The 17,117-nt window shown below is 62.6% G+C and carries 16 protein-coding genes; 11 read left to right on the top strand and 5 right to left on the bottom strand.

Annotation, left to right across the window (positions count from 1 at the left end):
- Positions 1–66: 66 nt before the first annotated feature.
- The 5 genes from ACX3P0_RS20400 to ACX3P0_RS20420 all read right to left on the bottom strand — a co-directional run bounded on the left by ACX3P0_RS20400 (position 67) and on the right by ACX3P0_RS20420 (position 4,327).
- Positions 67–1,716, bottom strand: a complete 1,650-nt coding sequence (locus ACX3P0_RS20400; RefSeq protein WP_459091362.1) for a copper resistance CopC/CopD family protein — start codon at positions 1,714–1,716, stop codon at positions 67–69.
- A 51-nt stretch (positions 1,717–1,767) separates the two neighbouring features.
- The gene (locus ACX3P0_RS20405; RefSeq protein ID WP_459091364.1) at positions 1,768–2,328 is read right to left on the bottom strand and encodes a YcnI family copper-binding membrane protein; all 561 of its coding nucleotides are present in this window, start codon (positions 2,326–2,328) and stop codon (positions 1,768–1,770) included.
- On the bottom strand, positions 2,318–2,854 hold the full coding sequence (locus tag ACX3P0_RS20410) for a copper chaperone PCu(A)C (protein ID WP_459091366.1): 537 nt from the start codon (positions 2,852–2,854) through the stop codon (positions 2,318–2,320). Before ACX3P0_RS20410 ends, ACX3P0_RS20405 begins: the two co-directional genes overlap by 11 nt.
- 101 nt (positions 2,855–2,955) lie before the next feature.
- The gene (locus ACX3P0_RS20415) at positions 2,956–3,336 is read right to left on the bottom strand and encodes a DUF2946 family protein (protein WP_459091368.1); all 381 of its coding nucleotides are present in this window, start codon (positions 3,334–3,336) and stop codon (positions 2,956–2,958) included.
- Between the two features lie 88 nt (positions 3,337–3,424).
- Positions 3,425–4,327 (bottom strand): GntR family transcriptional regulator, encoded by a 903-nt coding sequence (locus ACX3P0_RS20420; RefSeq protein WP_459091370.1) that lies wholly within the window; start codon positions 4,325–4,327, stop codon positions 3,425–3,427.
- Between the two features lie 140 nt (positions 4,328–4,467).
- Between ACX3P0_RS20420 and ACX3P0_RS20425 the strand changes: the two genes are divergently transcribed.
- The 11 genes from ACX3P0_RS20425 (at position 4,468) to ACX3P0_RS20475 (ending at position 16,954) form a co-directional block, all read left to right on the top strand.
- Positions 4,468–5,973, top strand: coding sequence for a UxaA family hydrolase (locus ACX3P0_RS20425; RefSeq protein ID WP_459081286.1), 1,506 nt, complete (start codon positions 4,468–4,470; stop codon positions 5,971–5,973).
- A 22-nt stretch (positions 5,974–5,995) separates the two neighbouring features.
- Positions 5,996–7,012, top strand: a complete 1,017-nt coding sequence (locus ACX3P0_RS20430) for an aldo/keto reductase (protein WP_459091372.1) — start codon at positions 5,996–5,998, stop codon at positions 7,010–7,012.
- A gap of 273 nt (positions 7,013–7,285) precedes the next feature.
- The gene (locus tag ACX3P0_RS20435) at positions 7,286–8,281 is read left to right on the top strand and encodes a substrate-binding domain-containing protein (protein WP_459091374.1); all 996 of its coding nucleotides are present in this window, start codon (positions 7,286–7,288) and stop codon (positions 8,279–8,281) included.
- 145 nt (positions 8,282–8,426) lie between these two features.
- On the top strand, positions 8,427–9,950 hold the full coding sequence (locus ACX3P0_RS20440) for a sugar ABC transporter ATP-binding protein (protein ID WP_459091376.1): 1,524 nt from the start codon (positions 8,427–8,429) through the stop codon (positions 9,948–9,950).
- A 43-nt stretch (positions 9,951–9,993) separates the two neighbouring features.
- On the top strand, positions 9,994–10,959 hold the full coding sequence (locus ACX3P0_RS20445; protein WP_459091380.1) for an ABC transporter permease: 966 nt from the start codon (positions 9,994–9,996) through the stop codon (positions 10,957–10,959).
- A gap of 204 nt (positions 10,960–11,163) precedes the next feature.
- Entirely contained in the window at positions 11,164–12,774 is a 1,611-nt protein-coding gene (locus tag ACX3P0_RS20450; RefSeq protein ID WP_459091383.1) for an ABC transporter substrate-binding protein, read from the top strand.
- Positions 12,775–13,038: 264 nt separating this feature from the next.
- Entirely contained in the window at positions 13,039–14,025 is a 987-nt protein-coding gene (locus tag ACX3P0_RS20455; RefSeq protein ID WP_459091385.1) for an ABC transporter permease, read from the top strand.
- A complete protein-coding gene (locus ACX3P0_RS20460) occupies positions 14,022–14,852 on the top strand; it encodes an ABC transporter permease (RefSeq protein ID WP_459091386.1) in 831 nt (276 codons plus the stop codon). Before ACX3P0_RS20455 ends, ACX3P0_RS20460 begins: the two co-directional genes overlap by 4 nt.
- Positions 14,849–15,655 (top strand): ABC transporter ATP-binding protein, encoded by an 807-nt coding sequence (locus tag ACX3P0_RS20465; RefSeq protein ID WP_459091388.1) that lies wholly within the window; start codon positions 14,849–14,851, stop codon positions 15,653–15,655. Before ACX3P0_RS20460 ends, ACX3P0_RS20465 begins: the two co-directional genes overlap by 4 nt.
- A gap of 3 nt (positions 15,656–15,658) precedes the next feature.
- Positions 15,659–16,432 (top strand): ATP-binding cassette domain-containing protein, encoded by a 774-nt coding sequence (locus ACX3P0_RS20470; RefSeq protein ID WP_459091390.1) that lies wholly within the window; start codon positions 15,659–15,661, stop codon positions 16,430–16,432.
- An 18-nt stretch (positions 16,433–16,450) separates the two neighbouring features.
- Positions 16,451–16,954 carry an L-2-amino-thiazoline-4-carboxylic acid hydrolase gene (locus ACX3P0_RS20475; protein WP_459081296.1) on the top strand — a complete coding sequence of 168 codons (504 nt, stop codon included), beginning with the start codon at positions 16,451–16,453 and terminating at the stop codon, positions 16,952–16,954.
- Positions 16,955–17,117: the final 163 nt, after the last annotated feature.

Genomic DNA, 17,117 nt, shown 5'->3' on the forward strand with positions numbered 1-17,117 from the left:
TCGTCAACATGGAAGGCCAGTCAGCGGCGCATTCATTCAATCGATTAGACCGATTCCCCGCACAGGTCACGGCCGGATGTCGATCGGCCCTTCGATCTTCACAGCATCGAAATCGGAAACCAGAATATCGAGCCCCACCGTCCACTTGCCGGGCAGCGGAATGACGAGATCATCGACCCGCCAAGTGCCGTCACCCGCTTTTTTCGCCGGGCGCTTCAGCGGCTCGATGCCGGAATCGGGTTTCGACAGGACAAGCGTCATTTCCTTGGCATTGAGCGGCCCGAAATCGCCGCTCATGATGAAGATCGAGGCGGCAACCGGCCCTGTGTGGCCAGGGGTGATCGAAATATCCGCCATCGCTTTCAGCGTATGGATGTGTATCGAGGCAGGTTGCGCGGCGGCAATCGCCAGCGCGCGGGGCGGCGGCGTGAAGCGCCAGCCGGCGACGACGCTGAAGATCGCCAGCACTATAGCCGCCTCAACCCCGATTGAACGCACCAGCTTTTTCCGCGCCGCCTCATCGCCGGCCTCAGTGGGAGCGGTCAGCCGCCAGCGGTGGAAGGCGGCAAGTGCGAACAGAACCGCCAGCAGCCCAAGCTTGACCAACAGCAGCCGGCCATAGGCGGTGGCGACAAGAGCCGACGGCGTCTGCACCTGGATGACCGCGAGAACGATCCCCGCTCCCGCCAGCACCACGACGACAGGCATGATCGTTTTCGAAAACCGCCGCAGGAAAAGACCGGATTCCACGGTCCTGCCCTTCAAAGCCAAGCCCAGCGGGATAAGCGCGCCCGCCCAGAAGGCGATGCCCACGCCATGCAGGAACACCATCGGCCGCGTCAGCCATTGCGGCTCGGCGGCACTGGCGTGGCCACTGGCGGCAAGCGCAACACCGACGCCCACCAGGGCGACAAGGGAGAGGGTTTTTGCCAAGAGACGAGGCACGATTAGGGAGAGCAGGCCAAGCCCCAGCGCGCAAAGCCCAATCACCACCGTCCAGCCGAATGTGGTGCCAAGGGCGGTCTTCCACACCAGCGGTTCGGCAATTCGCGCAAGCGGCAGGCCAAGCGCATCCAGCCCCTGGAAACCAAGCGACACCACCGCCGCAACGATACCGCCCCACAGCGCCGCAGCGAGGAAGCGCTTTCCGGCAGCACGTTCCGGCGACAGCCAGCAAAGCACGAATGCGCCGCCGGCGCCGATTAATAGGCCGATGTAGAGACAGACTTTGGCAAGCCAGATGGCCGATCGCAACGACCAGTCGACAGGTTCGGATGCCACAGGCGCGGTGCCGGCAGCACCTATGGAAAACAGGAGAGAGCCGGCCACCGGATGGCCGTCGGTGGAAATCACCCGCCAACTCAGCACATAGGTTCCTTTCCCGAGTTCTTGCTCGTTGTCGATTTCGACTGTCTGGCCATCGAGCCGAAACGACGTCAACGCCTCGGTGCCGCCACCGGGCTTGACCAGCGACAGCACCAGCGGCGAAACCGGCTCGCTGAACGTCAGCGAAAACCGGTCCGGACTTTGCGCCAGCACAGCACCATCGGCAGGCTCCGTACCGATCAGCGCCGCATGGGCAAAAGCGGGGGCGGGTAGAGCCAGAGCGGCAAGCACCCACAACAGGCAAAGCAGGCATGCGGTTGCCCGGCACACACCCGTTCCAGATTTCCGGAGCGCCCGGAATAGTCGGCCTGATCGCTGGATAGTGCTCATACCGCCCCCTCCCGAAGCGGCGCCTTCAATCAAAGGCGCCGCCGGGAAAATTTATTCCTTCGGCAGCAGCTTTACGCCCGGCGCCGGGGATTCCAGCGCGTCCGCGTCCTGCCCCGCAGCCGGAATCTCGATCCAGCGGTCTGTCGCTTCGCCGCATTCCTGCACGACGGGGAAATACAGCGTTTCGCCTGCCGTCAGGCTGTCCGCGAACGTACCCCGGAAGACGAATTCGTCGTAGAATTCGTCCGGTAGATTGCCGCCCTTCCAGTCGACTTCCGTGACGCCTTGCGTGACCGCCTCGCCCCACAGCGTGTAGGATTTGGCATAGGCGCCCTTGACGGTTTCGACTTCCCAGTCGGGTTTCGGCATCGGCTTCACGGCGATGAAGCCTTCCGGCATTTTTACGCGAATGGCCGTGGTCGCCTTGCCTTCGCAGCCATGCGGCACGCGAACGACCGCCTTGTAGGTCGAGCTGACCGCTGCTTCCTGCGTTTCGAGTGTGACATGGGCGGAAGCACCTATCGTGCCCGCTGCAAGGAAAGCACCAACAGCAAGGGCGAAGCTGAAACCCCGGCCTTCGCCGCGGGATACGGGCAAAGCGTCAGTTCGCATGGTCGTGCTCCATGCTCATGCCGCCCGTTTCGCCCAGTCCCTCGACCGCGAACTCGACGGTGACGCTGCCGGCCTTCTCGAAGGTCAGCGTAGCGGGAAAGCTCTCGCCTTTCTTCGGCTGGCGCTTCAAGTCGATGAACATCAGATGGTAACCGCCCGTGTCCAGCGCGACCGAACCGCCCGCCGGAATTTCCAGGCCGCCCTCGACCTGCCGCATGGTCATGACGCCATCGCTGATCGTCATCTGATGGATCTCGGCCTTGGCCGAAATATCGGAAGTGATCGCGATCAGCCTATCGGCACTGCCGGTGTTTTTCACTGTGAAATAACCGCCAGCCACGCGTGCACCATTGGGCGTCTCGCGCGACCAGGGATGGTCGATCTCAAGGTCGCCCACCTTGAATTCATGGGCGAAAACCGCGTGGGCGCTGGAAAACAGCAGGGCAAGAACGAAGACGGCGATGCCGAGGCTTCGCTGAAAGGTCATGGGGGACGCGGCAAGGCGCGCGCCAGGCAAATGAAACATGATGGCTCCGTCAATACGGATTCGCGCCGTTATGCGGCCGCGAACGAATTCAGTCATTGGATGAAAAGGCGGGCGAAAGGTTCCGCCAGGCGCAGCAGACCTCAGGCGAGCGGTGGTGCGCGCGGATTGGCAGGCGAGCGGTCGCGCTCAACCGTGACATGGGCTGGCGTGAAAGGCAGGAAAACGACCGCCTGGAACGACAGTCCGGCATCGATGGAAGCAAGGTCCGGCGGCGCGCCGAGCGCCGAAGAGGCGACGGCGCAGCCCAGCATGCAGCACGCCGGCATGTGTTTTCGGTGCTGATCGCCTGCCGGCAGTTCGGAAGCCCCGTCATGCGTGCAGATGACATTGCCGAAGCTGTCGAGCGCTGCGGCGGTGGGTCCAGTTCCGAGCGCAAACGCCGACGCGACCGATTGCAGCACGAGCAGGTAGGCTGCGGCAAAGGCCGCCACCATCCTCCACCGTCTGCGCGGTTTGCTCAACGTCGTGCTCCTATGGGTCCCAGCGTTCCTATCATGCAGCCGCCCAGTGCAAAACCGCGAAAAGTTCGCTGCGGCATCACGGCGCGCGCTATCGTGCGGTCGAACTATCGGGCATCGAGGTCAAGAGCGTGTGCCGCGCCGACTTCAGGTGCATGCGGCAGGCGGCATCGACCCTGGCCGGATCGCGCGACTTGAGCGCTTCGATATAGATCAGGTGTTCGCCGACCGCGACTTCGTTGCGCAGCCGCTCGCGCTCGCCCGCCTTGTCCCATTGATAGTGATAATGAAAGATCATCGCGATGACATCGTAGAAATCGACGATGAAGCGGTTGCGGGACGCGCTGTGAATGAGCCGGTGGAAACGCTCGTCCAGTTCGGAAAACTCCATGAACCGGGCCGCGATGTCTTTTTGCAGGGCATGGTGATCGGCTTCCAGCCTTTCCAGCTCGCCCCATGCCGGATTGTCATGCGACAGGCCGGCAAAGGCGGCAGCGGAGCGCAGTTCGAACATCTCGCGGATTTCCGTCAGTTCCAGCGCAAATGCCCGCGTAAAGCCCTTCAGCACCCAATGGCTGTTGGGACGCTTCTCGATCAGGCCGAAGCGGCTGAAGCGGATCAGGAATTCACGCACGCTGGTGGTGCCGACGCCAATTTCGCGCGCCAGTTCCAGTTCGTTGATCTGCGCGCCAACCTCCGCACCGCCTTCCAGCAGCCGCCGCATGAAGCTGCGCTCGATGATCTGGGACAGCGTGTCGGTTTCGGAATCGGAGAAGAAATCGTCCTCGCGCGTCTCGCGCAGCACGGTCTTGGTGCGCTTGTTCCAGGCGATCAACCCGGTTTCTTCCATTCGCTTGAGAATGGCGCGCACCGTGGTGCGGCTGACACCGAGCGCCGCACCCAGTTCAGGCTCAGACGGCAGGCTCTTCGTCTCGTCGAAAAGCCTCAGGCAGCGATTATAGGCTTCCTTATAGACATTGTTGTTCTTCGACATGCCCAACCCCGTTTGCCGGCCGGAAGCCCTCAAACCGCCATGGCAGGAAAAAACAATTGACGCAAAATGTTTTTTCCCGATAAAAGACATTAACGAGAAGCCAGCGCGTGTCAATCTGCACGCCATCCGGGAATAGCTTAGTGACTGCTGCAAACTGCATCCTCCTGTCTCCGGCAGACAATGTCGCCGTCGCCAATGGCCGTCTCGAACCGGGGACGGTCCTGCCGGGAGGCGTGGTGGCGGTGGAGCCGATCGACCCCGGCCACAAGGTCGCCATCAAGGCCATTGCCGAAGGCGCATCGGTGGTCAAATACGCGCAGGCGATCGGCCGCGCGACCCAGGCGATCGCGCCGGGCCAGCACGTTCATTCGCACAACCTGGTTTTCGAGGCCGGACGCCTGCCTGTCGTGCCGCCGAGCGAAGCCGAGCATGCCACCGAGGCGGACCGGACCCGCACCTTTATGGGCTATCGCCGCGCCGACGGCCGCGCCGGCACGCGCAATTTCGTCGGCATCCTTGCCAGCGTCAATTGTTCCGCGACCGTCTGCCACGCCATCGCCGACGAGGCCAACCGCAGGCTTTTGCCGCAATATCCCGGCATCGACGGCTTCGTCCCCATCGTCCACGGCCAGGGGTGCGGAATGAGCGCGACCGGCGACGGCATGATGGCCCTGCACCGCACCTTGGCCGGCTATGCGCGCCATCCCAATTTCGGCGGCGTGCTCATGGTCGGGCTCGGCTGCGAGGTCAACCAGCTTACGCTCTACGGACAAAGGGGGGTGGCAGCCGGCAAGCGCCATTTCAACATTCAGGACGCCGGCGGCTCACGCAAATCGGTGGAACAGGCGCTTGGCGTGCTGGCCGAGATCGCCGAGGAAATCGGCCACCTGGAACGTGAGCCGATCCCGGTCAGCGAGATCGTCGTCGGCCTGCAATGCGGCGGCTCGGACGGCATGTCCGGCATCACCGCCAATCCGGCGCTAGGCGCTGCCGTCGATATTCTGGCGGGCGTCGGAGGCATCGGCATCCTGTCCGAAACCACGGAAATCTACGGTGCCGAACATCTGCTCGGCGCGCGCGCCGCCACGCCCGAAATTGCCGCGAAACTCGACGGGTTGATCAAATGGTGGGAAGCCCATGTCGCCAAGCATGGCGCATCCATCGACAACAATCCCTCGCCCGGCAACAAGCGCGGCGGGCTGACCACCATTCTGGAAAAATCGCTGGGGGCCGTCGCCAAGGGCGGCCAGACGCCGCTCAACGGCGTCTTCGCCTATGCTGAAAAGGTCAGCGGCAACGGACTGGTTTTCATGGACACGCCCGGCTACGACCCGGTTTCGGCTACCGGGCAGGTCGCGGGCGGGGCGAATATCATTGTCTTCACCACCGGGCGCGGTTCCTGTTTCGGCTGCCGACCGACACCATCCATCAAGCTCGCCACCAATTCCACCATGTACCACCAGATGGAGGAAGACATGGACATGAATTGCGGTGTCATCGCCTCCGGCGAAAAGACGATCGCCGGCATGGGCCGGGAGATTTTCGAACTGATCGTCGAAACGGCATCCGGCCGCAAGACCAAGAGCGAGGAATTCGGCTACGGCGACAATGAGTTCGTGCCGTGGCACCTCGGCGCAACCTTGTAGATCGACGATCGGGAATGGCCGCATGAACAAGCGCCGCATCGGCAAGACGGAACTCGAAGTCACCGAATACAGTTTCGGCGGCGCTTCGCTGGGCAATCTCTACAATGCGGTTACGCGCGGGGATGCGATGGCTACCCTCGACGCCGCCTGGAACGCGGGGATGCGCTATTTCGATACGGCCCCCCACTATGGCTTCGGTCTTTCCGAACGCCGTTTCGGCGACTACCTGCGCGACAAGCCGCGCAACGACTATGTGCTGTCGACCAAAGTCGGCCGCCTACTCCAGCCGGTGCCGAACGACCAGGTTCCCGATCTCGGCTTCGTCGACCCGCTGCCGTTCAAGCCCGTCTACGACTACAGCTACGACGGCATCATGCGTTCGCTCGAAGCAAGCTATGCCCGCCTCGGCCTGAACCGCATCGACATGCTCTACGTCCACGACATCGGCGTCTACACCCACGGCTTCGAACTGACCAAAGTGCATCTCAGGCAATTGCTCGACGGCGGCATCAGGGCGCTGGAAGAATTGAAATCGACCGGCGTGATCTCCGCCTATGGGCTCGGCGTCAACGAGGTGGAAGTCTGCCTGAACGTCATGCACCGGGCACCGCTCGACTGCATCCTTCTGGCCGGGCGCTATTCGCTACTCGACCGGTCCGCCGAAGCGGAGCTTATCCCGCTGTGCAGGAAGGATCAGACATCGCTGGTCATCGGCGGCGTGTTCAATTCCGGCATATTGGCAACCGGCGCAAGGCCAGGCTCGAATTTCGACTATGGGGCCGCGTCGGATGACATCTTGAGGAAAGTGGCGGCAATGGAGGCGGTCGCCGCGCAAGGCTTCTATCCGCTCGCGGCCGCCGCGATGCGCTTTCCGCTCGAAGAACCGGCCGTGGCGACGGTGCTCATCGGCACCGCCAAGGCCTCCAGCGTGACCCGCAACATCGATCTGCTCGATGTCCCAGTCCCGGCCGAGGCGTACGAAAAATATCGTCTGCACACGACGGTGCAGGCGCCGCTGACAGGCGCGGTGCGCGAATGAGCCGAATGCCGAGGAAGGTGCATGGTGGAGGTGATCCATGCGGCGACACAATATCGAATGTTCATTCTCTATTGACTATCGTTGGAATTTAAATTTCATTACACAAGGGAGAAAACCGGCGCTGGCCAAAGCTCGACTGTGCAAAATTTCTCGACACAGCCTGAGGAATGAATTACTGGAATTTCTGTTTTTTATCGATAAAATTCTGTTTGAGCCGCGCCTGCTCCGATAGAATATTCGCGAAATTCACCAGGCGCCTTAGGGAGGAAGCCTATGGAATCGTTCAATGGAAAGCTTAATCGCCGTACTTTCGTAGTGCTGGGCGCTGCTTCGATGCTGGCCGGTGTCGTGCCGGCCGGATCGGCTTTTGCCGCCGACATAACCATTCCGATCATCGTCAAGGACACCACGTCCTTCTATTGGCAGATCGTGCTGGCCGGTGCCCGCAAGGCCGGCGAGGACCTTGGCGTCAACGTGCCGGAACTCGGCGCGCAGGCCGAAACGGACGTCAACGGCCAGATCTCCATCCTCGAAAATGCCGTCGCCGGCAACCCGGCGGCCATCGTCATCTCTCCGACCGAAGCCAAGGCGCTTGGCAAGCCGATCGATGAAGCGGCCAAGAAGGTCAAGATCATCGGCATCGACTCCAGCGCCGAGTCCAACGCCTTCACCTCGTTCCTGACCACCGACAACAAGGTGGGTGGCAAGGTTGCCGCCGATGGCCTGGCCGAGGCGATCGGGGCCGCGAACGGCGGCAAGGTCGAGGGCAAGGTGGCGATCATTACCGCGCTGCCGGGAGCCGGATCGCTGGAATCGCGCCGCGAAGGCTTCCTTGAGGAGGTCAAGGCCAAGTATCCGGGCCTGACGGTCGTGGCCGACAAATATGCCGATGGCCAGGCCACTACCGGCCTCAACATCGCCACCGACCTCATCACCGCCAATCCGGACCTGAAGGGCATTTTCGCCTCCAACCTGATCATGGCGCAGGGCGTCGGCCAAGCGATCGCTGAAAACAACCTTGGCGGCAAGGTCGCGCTCGTCGGCTTCGACAGCGACGAAAAACTGGTCAAGTTCCTCGAGGACGGCGTCATCTCGGCCCTCGTGGTGCAGGACCCCTACCGCATGGGCTATGACGGCATCAAGACCGCGCTCGCCGCCTCTAAGGGCGAAGCGGTCGAGAAATTCGTCGATACCGGCGCCAATCTGGTCACCAAGGCGAACATGAAGGACCCGAAGATCGACGCGCTGCTCAATCCGAAGCTCGACTGAGCGCGCCGGCCGAACTTTTCCGGGGCTGTAGCGGCCCCGGAAATTGCCGCGCTGGAGCATGGGACCGAAAAGTGAAATCGGTTTTCGGATCATTCCGATGCTCCATCAAAGAACGGCGAGAGACGGAACAATCGGGAGGATCGTCATGAACCCGACGGCACAGGAATTGCATCCAGCCCCCGTTCTTCAACCCGGCAGGACCATCCTGGAACTGCGCGGGCTGGAGAAAAAATACCCCGGCACCCATGCGCTGAAACCGATAGACCTCGCCTTCAAGGCCGGGGAAATCCACGCCATCGTCGGCGAAAACGGCGCCGGCAAATCGACCCTGATAAAGCTCCTGACCGGCGTGATCCTGCGCACATCCGGCGAGATCGTCTGGGAAGGCGAACCGACGGCCCTCGCCTCGCCGCACGAAGCGATGGCGCTGGGCATCAATGCCGTGCACCAGGAAATGGTGCTGTGCCGGCACCTCACCGTGGCCGGAAACATGTTCCTTGGTGAGGAAGCCATTCGCTTCGGCATCCTGCAAAAAGGCAAGATGATCCGCGATGCGCAAAAGATCATCGACGACATCGGCTTCGACCTGCCGGCTCAGGTCGAATTGGGCGACCTGACCATCGGGCAACAGCAATTGATCGCCGCCGCCCGCGCCACCGTACGAGGCACCAAATTCCTGATCTTCGACGAACCCACCGCCTACCTCACCCGCAAGGAAGCGGATCAGTTGTTCACGCTGATCCGCCGGCTGAAGGACGAAGGTGTCACCATCGTCTATATCAGCCATCGGATGGAAGAAGTATTCGAGCTTGCCGACCGCGTTTCGGTGCTGCGCGACGGCACGCTGGTCGGCACCCGCGACATCGCCGAAACCGACGATGCCGAACTGGTCAAGATGATGATCAACCGGTCGATCGAACAGATCTACCACAAGGAGCATTTCGAACCCGGCGTGGCCATCGTCGAAACGAAGAACCTATCCGGCAAGGGCTTCGACGACGTTTCCATCACGGTGAGGGAGGGCGAAATCGTCGGCCTCTACGGGTTGATCGGCGCCGGGCGCAGCGAGTTCGTCACCACGCTGTACGGCCGCAACCGCAAATCCGCGGGCACCATCTTCTGGCAAGGCAAGGAGGTGGCCGTCGATTCCGAGCACGACGCGATCCGGCTGGGCATGGCGCTAGCGCCGGAAAGCCGCCGCGACCAGGGCCTGTGCCTCAACCTGCCGGTCAGCCTCAACCTGAACCTCCCGATCTACAAGCGCATCAGCAGGAACCTGCTGATTTCGCCTGCCCAGGAGAAGGCGCAGGCCGAGCGCCAGATCGCGGGCCTTCGCATCAAGACGCCCACCCGCAATGTGCTGGCCTCCAGCCTGTCCGGCGGCAACCAGCAGAAGATCGTCATCGGCAAATGGCTGAACCATGGCGCCAAGCTGTTCATTTTCGACGAGCCGACGGTCGGCGTCGATGTCGGCACCAAGGCCGAGATATACCGCCTGTTCAGCACGCTTCTGGCGGAAGGCGCAGGCATAATCCTGATCTCGTCCTACCTGCCGGAAGTCTATGAACTGTCCGACCGGTTGCATGTGTTCCGCGCGGGCAGGCTGGTGGCCAGCCACGGCTTTCGTGACGCCAGCCATGAGGAAGTCCTGACACAGGCCATAGGCTGACGTCCAAGCACCATCAAAAAGAAAAAATACGGGGAACGAAAGAATGAGCATCGAAACCCTACCCGCCGCCAAACCGAAGCGGAATTACAACGTCCTGTTCGGCCTGACGCTGCTGCTGCTTCTTGCGGCCTTGTGGATCGCACTTTCGCTGGCGACGCCCAGTTTCGCCTCCTCCATCAACATCTCCAACCTTCTTCGCCAGGGCTCGATGATCGCCATCCTGGCTGTCGGCCAGACATTCGTCATCATCACCGGCGGCATCGACCTGTCGGTAGGCGCGATTGTCGGCTTTTGCACCGTCATTCCGGCGCTTATGATCCAGGCCGGCTGGCCGGTATGGGTGGCGGTGCTTGCCACCCTTCTGGTCGGCGTCGGCATCGGCCTTTTCCACGGCTTCGGCATCGTGCGAATGGGCCTGCCGCCCTTCATCATCACGCTCGCCACCTTGACCTCGCTGCGCGGCATCGGCCTGCTGATGACAAACGGCAACTCGATCTCGATCAACAACGATGCGTTCCAGGAGTTTTCGCGCAATTCGTTTCTCGGCATCCCTAACCTGTTCTGGATGGTCATCCTCGTCGGCGTTCCCTCCTATATCTTCCTGCACCACAGCCGCTGGGGCCGCTATCTCTTCTCGGTCGGCTCGAATGCGGAGGCCTCGCGCCTGTCCGGCGTCAACGTACCGCGCACCATCTATATGGCCTACATCCTGTCTGGCCTGTGCGCGGCTTTCGTCGGCGTACTTCTGGCTTCGCGCATCGGCATCGGCAACCCGACGCAGGCCGAAGGCTGGGAGTTGCAGGCCATCGCCTCGTCGGTGATCGGCGGCACATCGCTGTTCGGCGCCATCGGCTCGATCCACGGGCCACTGCTGGGCGCCTTCATCCTCGCCACCATCAACAACGGCGCCAACCTTTTGAACGTCAACTCGTTCTGGCAGCGCGTGATTACCGGCGCGCTCATCATCATCATCGTCTATTTCGACGGGTTGCGCCGACGCGGCAAATAAGGGTGGCTGAGCGCTCTTTTCGAGCGTCGCTGCCGTCTGCAACTGGTCCAGCGGAAGGAATTTTCAACGCCACGCCCCGATGCGCGACTTCCTTCTCTGGCGAAATGGGCGCGAAAGGTCATAATCCCGGCCGCAAGGTGCCGGCCAGCTCAGGTTGCGCATCGCAAACAGGTGCGCCGTCTGCTGACGGCACAGGAGTTGGCCATGTCGGAATTCAGGATTTCAAGACGCACCGTGCTATCCGGCTCGGCCCTGCTGCTCGCCTCCACGGCCCTGCCGACCATCGGCTGGGCGCAGACGCCGCGAAAAGGCAGCAGGCTGGTGGTCGCCGCGGATTCCGAGCCGCGCAACCTCAACCCGGCCATCGTCGCCTCCAACGGCATCTTCTTCATTTCAAGCAAGGTCATCGAGACGCTGGCCGAAGCCGACTTCAGCGGCAAGGACGGCCTTGCCCCCCGCCTTGCTGTCAGTTGGGAAGGCGCTGCCGACGGGCTGTCGGCCACCTTCAAGCTGCGCGAAGGCGTGAAATGGCACGACGGCAAGCCGTTCACATCGGCGGACGTGGCGTTTTCGGCTCTGCAGGTGTGGAAGCCGCTGCAAAATCTCGGCCGCACGGTGTTCAAGGACCTCGAGGCCGTCGAGACGCCCGACGAACTGACCGCCGTGTTCAAGTTCTCGAAGCCGACCCCGTTCCAGTTGATCCGCAATGCGCTGCCCGCACTCTCGAGCGTCGTGGCCAAGCACATCTTCGACAATGGCAAGATCGAGGATAACCCGGCAAACAATGCGCTCGTCGGCACCGGGCCTTTCAAACTGGCGGAATACAAGCCCGGCGAATATTACCGGCTGGCGAAGAATGACGAATACTGGGGCAAGGACGAACCCTATCTCGACGAGATCATCTACCAGGTGTTGCCCGACCGCGCCTCGGCCGCGAGCGCGCTTGAGGCCGGAGAGATCCAGCTTGCGGCATTTTCCGCAGTGCCTCTGGCCGACCTCGATCGGATTTCCAAGGTGCCCGGCCTAAAGGTGGTGAGCAAGGGCTATGAGGGCCTGACCTATCAGTTGGTGGTGGAGATAAACCATCGCCGCAAGGAGCTGGCCGACCTGAAGGTGCGGCAGGCGATCGCGCACAGCATCGACAAGGATTTCGTCGTCAAGACGGTGTTTCTCGGCTATGCCGCCGCTGCCACCGGTCCCGTGCCGAAAAACGATCCGCAGTTCTACACGCCCGATGTCGAGACTTACCCGTTCGACGTCGCCAAGGCGAACGCGCTGCTGGACGAAGCCGGCTACAAGCGCGGTGCGGACGGCACCCGTTTCTCACTGAAACTTCTGCCGGCGCCCTATTTCAATGAAACGAAGCAGTTCGGCGATTATTTCCGGCAGGCGCTGGCGGCCATCGGCATCGATGCGCAACTGGTCAATAACGATGCTGCCGCCCACCAGAAAGCCGTCTATACCGACCATGCCTTCGACCTGGCGGTGGGACCGCCGGTGTTTCGCGGCGACCCGGCCATCTCCACGACCATTCTGGTGCAGAGCGGCATTCCCGATGGCGTGCCCTTTTCCAACCAGGGCGGCTACAAGAATGCCGAACTCGATGCGCTGATCGCAAAAGCCTCGGAGACATTGGATTCCGGCGCGCGCACCGAACTCTACAAGGAATTCCAGAAGAAAGTGGCCGCCGACCTGCCGCTCATCAACGTCGCCGAATGGAGCTTCATCAGCGTGGCCAGCGACAAGGTGCAGAACATCGCCGACAATCCGCGCTGGGCCGTGTCCAACTGGGCCGATACGTGGCTGGAGGAGTAGGCACAACGGCACCGGCCTTGCCCCCGCCCCGTGGATTTGCGGCGTGAGCGCCCTACGTTGCCCCCCTCTGGCCTGCCGGCCATCTCCCCCGCAAGGGGGGAGATCAGCCTGCACCCCCGTTTTAGCCAACTTTGGACGTCGCAAGCTTAGCGGCAAAGCTGACGTGACTGATCTCCCCCCTTGCGGGGGAGATGGCCGGCAGGCCAGAGGGGGGCGCGAAGGAACTCGACAGCGCAAGTTGCGTACCATGCCCGGCTCCCGCCCATGACCCGCGCGCTCACCCTCCTGCGCCGCCGCCTGCTTGGCTCGATCTTCGTGCTGGCGATTGTCATCGTCGGCACGTTCTTCCTGCTCGAAGCGGCACCGGGCGACGCCGTCGATGCCTATACCGTCTCGACGGGGGGCGATGCCGGCATGATCGAGATCCTCCGCCAGCGCTGGGGCCTCGATCAATCGGCGCCGACCCGGCTTGCCAACTACGTCTGGGCGCTGGCACATCTCGACCTTGGCCACTCGGTCGCCTTCTCGCGCCCGATCCGCGACGTGATCCTGGAGCGCCTGCCCAACACGCTACTTCTGATGGGCAGTGCCACCGCGCTCTCCTTTGGGCTCGGGGCGGCATTCGGCATTTATGCCGGTGCCAGGCCCGGCAGTTTTCGCGACCGCTTCCTGTCCATCGCCTCGCTGGCGCTTTACGCGGTGCCGGGCTTCTGGCTCGGCCTGGTGCTGATCGTCCTGTTTGCGGTTCGTCTGCGCTGGCTGCCTGTCGGCGGCATTGAGACTATTGCCTCCACCAGTACCGGCCTTGCCCGCGCAGCCGACATCGCCACCCATCTGATGCTGCCTGTGGCGGCGCTCGGCTTCATCTATCTGGCGCTCTATCTGCGCATGATGCGCGCCGGCATGGCCGAGGTGTGGCGCATGGATTTCATCCTCGCCGCCCGCGCCCGGGGCATCCCGCACGGCCGCATCGTGCTGGCCCATGTCGCGCGCAACGCGCTTTTGCCCCTCGTTACCATGCTCGGCCTGCAATCGGCGCAGATGTTGGGCGGCAGCGTCGTCATCGAAAGCGTATTTGCGGTCCCCGGCCTGGGCCGGCTGGCGCAGGAAGCCGTTACCGCGCGCGACACGCCGTTGCTGCTCGGCATCATCTTGACCAGCGCCGTGCTGGTTGTGCTCATCAACCTGCTGGTCGACATCGCCTACGCTTTCCTCGATCCGCGCGTCGGCGCCGGAGAGGCTGCCGCATGAGCCGCTATCGGCGATTTTTCCGCAAACCCGAAGCGGTCGCGGGCGCCTTGATCCTGGCTGCCTTGCTCGCCATGGCTCTCGCAGCACCGCTTCTCTTTCCCGGCGATCCGCAGGCCATCGCCGGCCCTGCCCTTTTGCCACCCTTTCAGGACTGGACGATGCCGTTCGGCACCGATCGCCTCGGCCGAAACGTGCTGGCCGAACTGTTCCACGGCGCGCGCACCTCGCTGGTGGTAGGGCTCGCCGCCGCCGCCGCTTCCCTCATCGTCGGCGCAATCGTCGGTACGCTGGCAGGCTTCGCCGGTGGCCTGATCGACGAGGTGCTGATGCGCATTACCGATGCGTTCCAGACGGTGCCGGGCTTCCTGCTGGCATTGGCCTTCGTCAGCGTCGTCGGCCCCTCCCTTACCGTGGTCGTCGTGGCGATCACGCTGTCTGCCTGGACCGGTCCGGCCCGCATCGCGCGCGCCGAAGTCCTGTCGATCCGCGAGCGCGACTATGTCGCCAGGGCACGCGTCGTCGGCATGCATCCGCTGGAAATCGCCTTTTGCGAAATCCTGCCGAACGCGCTGCCGCCGGTCCTGGCCCTGTCTTCGATCATCGTCGCCGGCGCCATCCTGACCGAGGCCGCACTTTCCTTTCTCGGCCTTGGCGATCCCAACCGCGTCACCTGGGGCGGCATGATCGCGGAAGGCCGCACCGTGCTCCGTTCCGCGCCGTTCCTGTCGATCGTGCCGGGCATCGCGCTGGTGTTCACGGTGCTCGGCGTCCATCTGGCCGGCGAAGGCGTGGTCGAGGCGACCGCAATCCGGCGCGGCCTGTCATGACCGATCTGCAAAAGAAAGCTCTCGCTTATATAAATAGCCTGTCCGTTACCTATGAGGGCGACGGCACGAAGATCACCGCGCTAAGCGAAATCAATCTCGAACTCAAGGCCGGCGAGCGCTTAGCGATCATTGGCGAAAGCGGATCGGGCAAGAGCACGCTGGCCTTGGCGCTTGCCGGATTGTTACCGCACACCGCAAGCGTTTCCGGTACTATCGAATGGGATGGTTTCGACCACCTCCCACAAGGCGGGCGCGATATCGGTTTCATTTTCCAGGACCCGTCAGCCAGCCTCGACCCGGTCATGCCGATTGGCAGGCAGATCGCGGAAGTCGCGAGGGCGCATCTCGGTCTCGGCTGGCGGCAAGCCTATGCGCGGGCAAGGGAATTGCTGGAACGGGTCCACATTCCGGACCCGGATTCGGCCATGCATGGCTTTCCACACCAATTTTCCGGCGGCCAAAGACAGCGCGCCGCAATTGCTGCAGCGATAGCCGCCGGCCCGCGCCTGCTCATTGCCGACGAAGCGACCAGCGCGCTCGATACCATCGTGCAAGCCGAGATCGTCTCGCTCATCCGCCGCTTGGTCGCAGAAGACGGTATGGCGCTGCTGTTCGTTACCCACGACATCGCCCTCGCCGCCAACCTTGCCGAGCGGATCGCGGTGTTCCGCCACGGCGAACTGGTCGAACTCGGCGACACCGAACAGGTAATACGCGCACCGCGCAGTGCCTATGCGCAGACGCTGCTCGATGCCCATATCGGCCTCGGCACGAAGCCGTTGCTCCTGCAGTCGCGTGCCTGACGTATGAATAAGCCATTACTTACAGTTAAGGACCTTACCAAGCGTTTCTCCAGCGCTGGCAGGACCGTTAGCGCGGTCGACGGCATTTCGTTTCACATAGAACCTGCCGAAACGCTGGCGCTTGCAGGCCCTTCCGGCAGCGGAAAATCTACTGTCGCGCGACTGCTGCTGCGGCTGGTCGAGCCTGACGCGGGCGCCATTCACTTCGAAGACGACGACCTGTTGAAGTTGCGCGGAGCCGCTTTGCGCGCGCGCCGTGCAAGGCTGCAAATGGTGTTTCAGGAGCCGCTCGCCGCCTTCAATCCGCGCGCATCGGTTCGCCAGGTGCTGTATGCGCCGTTGCGCATCCACACGCAATGTCGGTCCCCAGAGCGGCCTCGACGGATCGAAGAACTGCTGGAACGCGTCGGCCTTACGCCGGCACTGGCAAGTCGGGCGATCCATGAAATTTCCGGAGGCCAGCGACAGCGCGTCGCAATTGCCTGTGCGCTCGCCACAAATCCGGCGCTGATTGTCCTCGACGAAGCCGTTTCGGCGCTGGACGTATCGGTGCGCGGCAAGATTCTGGAATTGCTTCTCGATCTGCAACGGGAGGAACGGATCGCCTATCTCTTCATTTCACACGATCTGGCGGTCGTTCGCGCAATAGCCCACCGCGTTGCGGTCATGGCTGCCGGTAAGATCGTGGAAACGGGCAGCGCGACCGAGGTGATCGACGCGCCGCGGTCGCAGGTAGCGCAAGCCTTGGTCGCGGCGGTCCCACGATTAGACCGATAAATAGCATTTGGAGCCGAGATGACAGACAACGACGAACGGGCCGAAAAACTCGCGCTTGAACTGGATTCGGCATTCAAGAACCGCGCCGATCTCTATCGGCTGATGCTGGAGGAATTGACCCAGGAAATGGGTGCCGCTCGTGCCGAGGCGGTGATGATCCGGGCCATAGAAAAGCGGGGACGGGAGGTCGCGGCGGCAGCCTTCTCCAGGTTCGGGCCAAACGACGCCCGCGCCATCGGCGAGGCCTTCCTCTCCGTCAGCCCGGACGGGGGCCGCATGTATCCGACGGACGTGGAGCGAGGTGACGACCGCATCACGTTCAAGGTAAAGCGCTGTCCGCTAAAAGATGCCTGGGCGGAAGCCGGCGTCGATGACGAAAAGCTGGCGACGCTTTGCCGGATTGCCGGAGCTTTCGACCGGGGCCTGTTCGAAGCGCCGGGCATACGCTTCGACAATATCACGTGGACGCCGGGGCACGGCAGCGGCTGCTGCCATATCATGCTCTGCAACGCCGATCCGTAAGCCGCTTGTTACATAACTTTTTTGCGTGCGTGCAACTTGGCCGCACGGGATTGCTGCACAAACAGCAAAAAGCCCGCCGGAGGTTTATCTGGCGGGCTTTTATGATTTGGTTGCGGGGGTTGGATTTGAACCAACGACCTTCAGGTTATGAGCCTGACGAGCT

This window comes from Mesorhizobium sp. A556, from assembly GCF_054489545.1.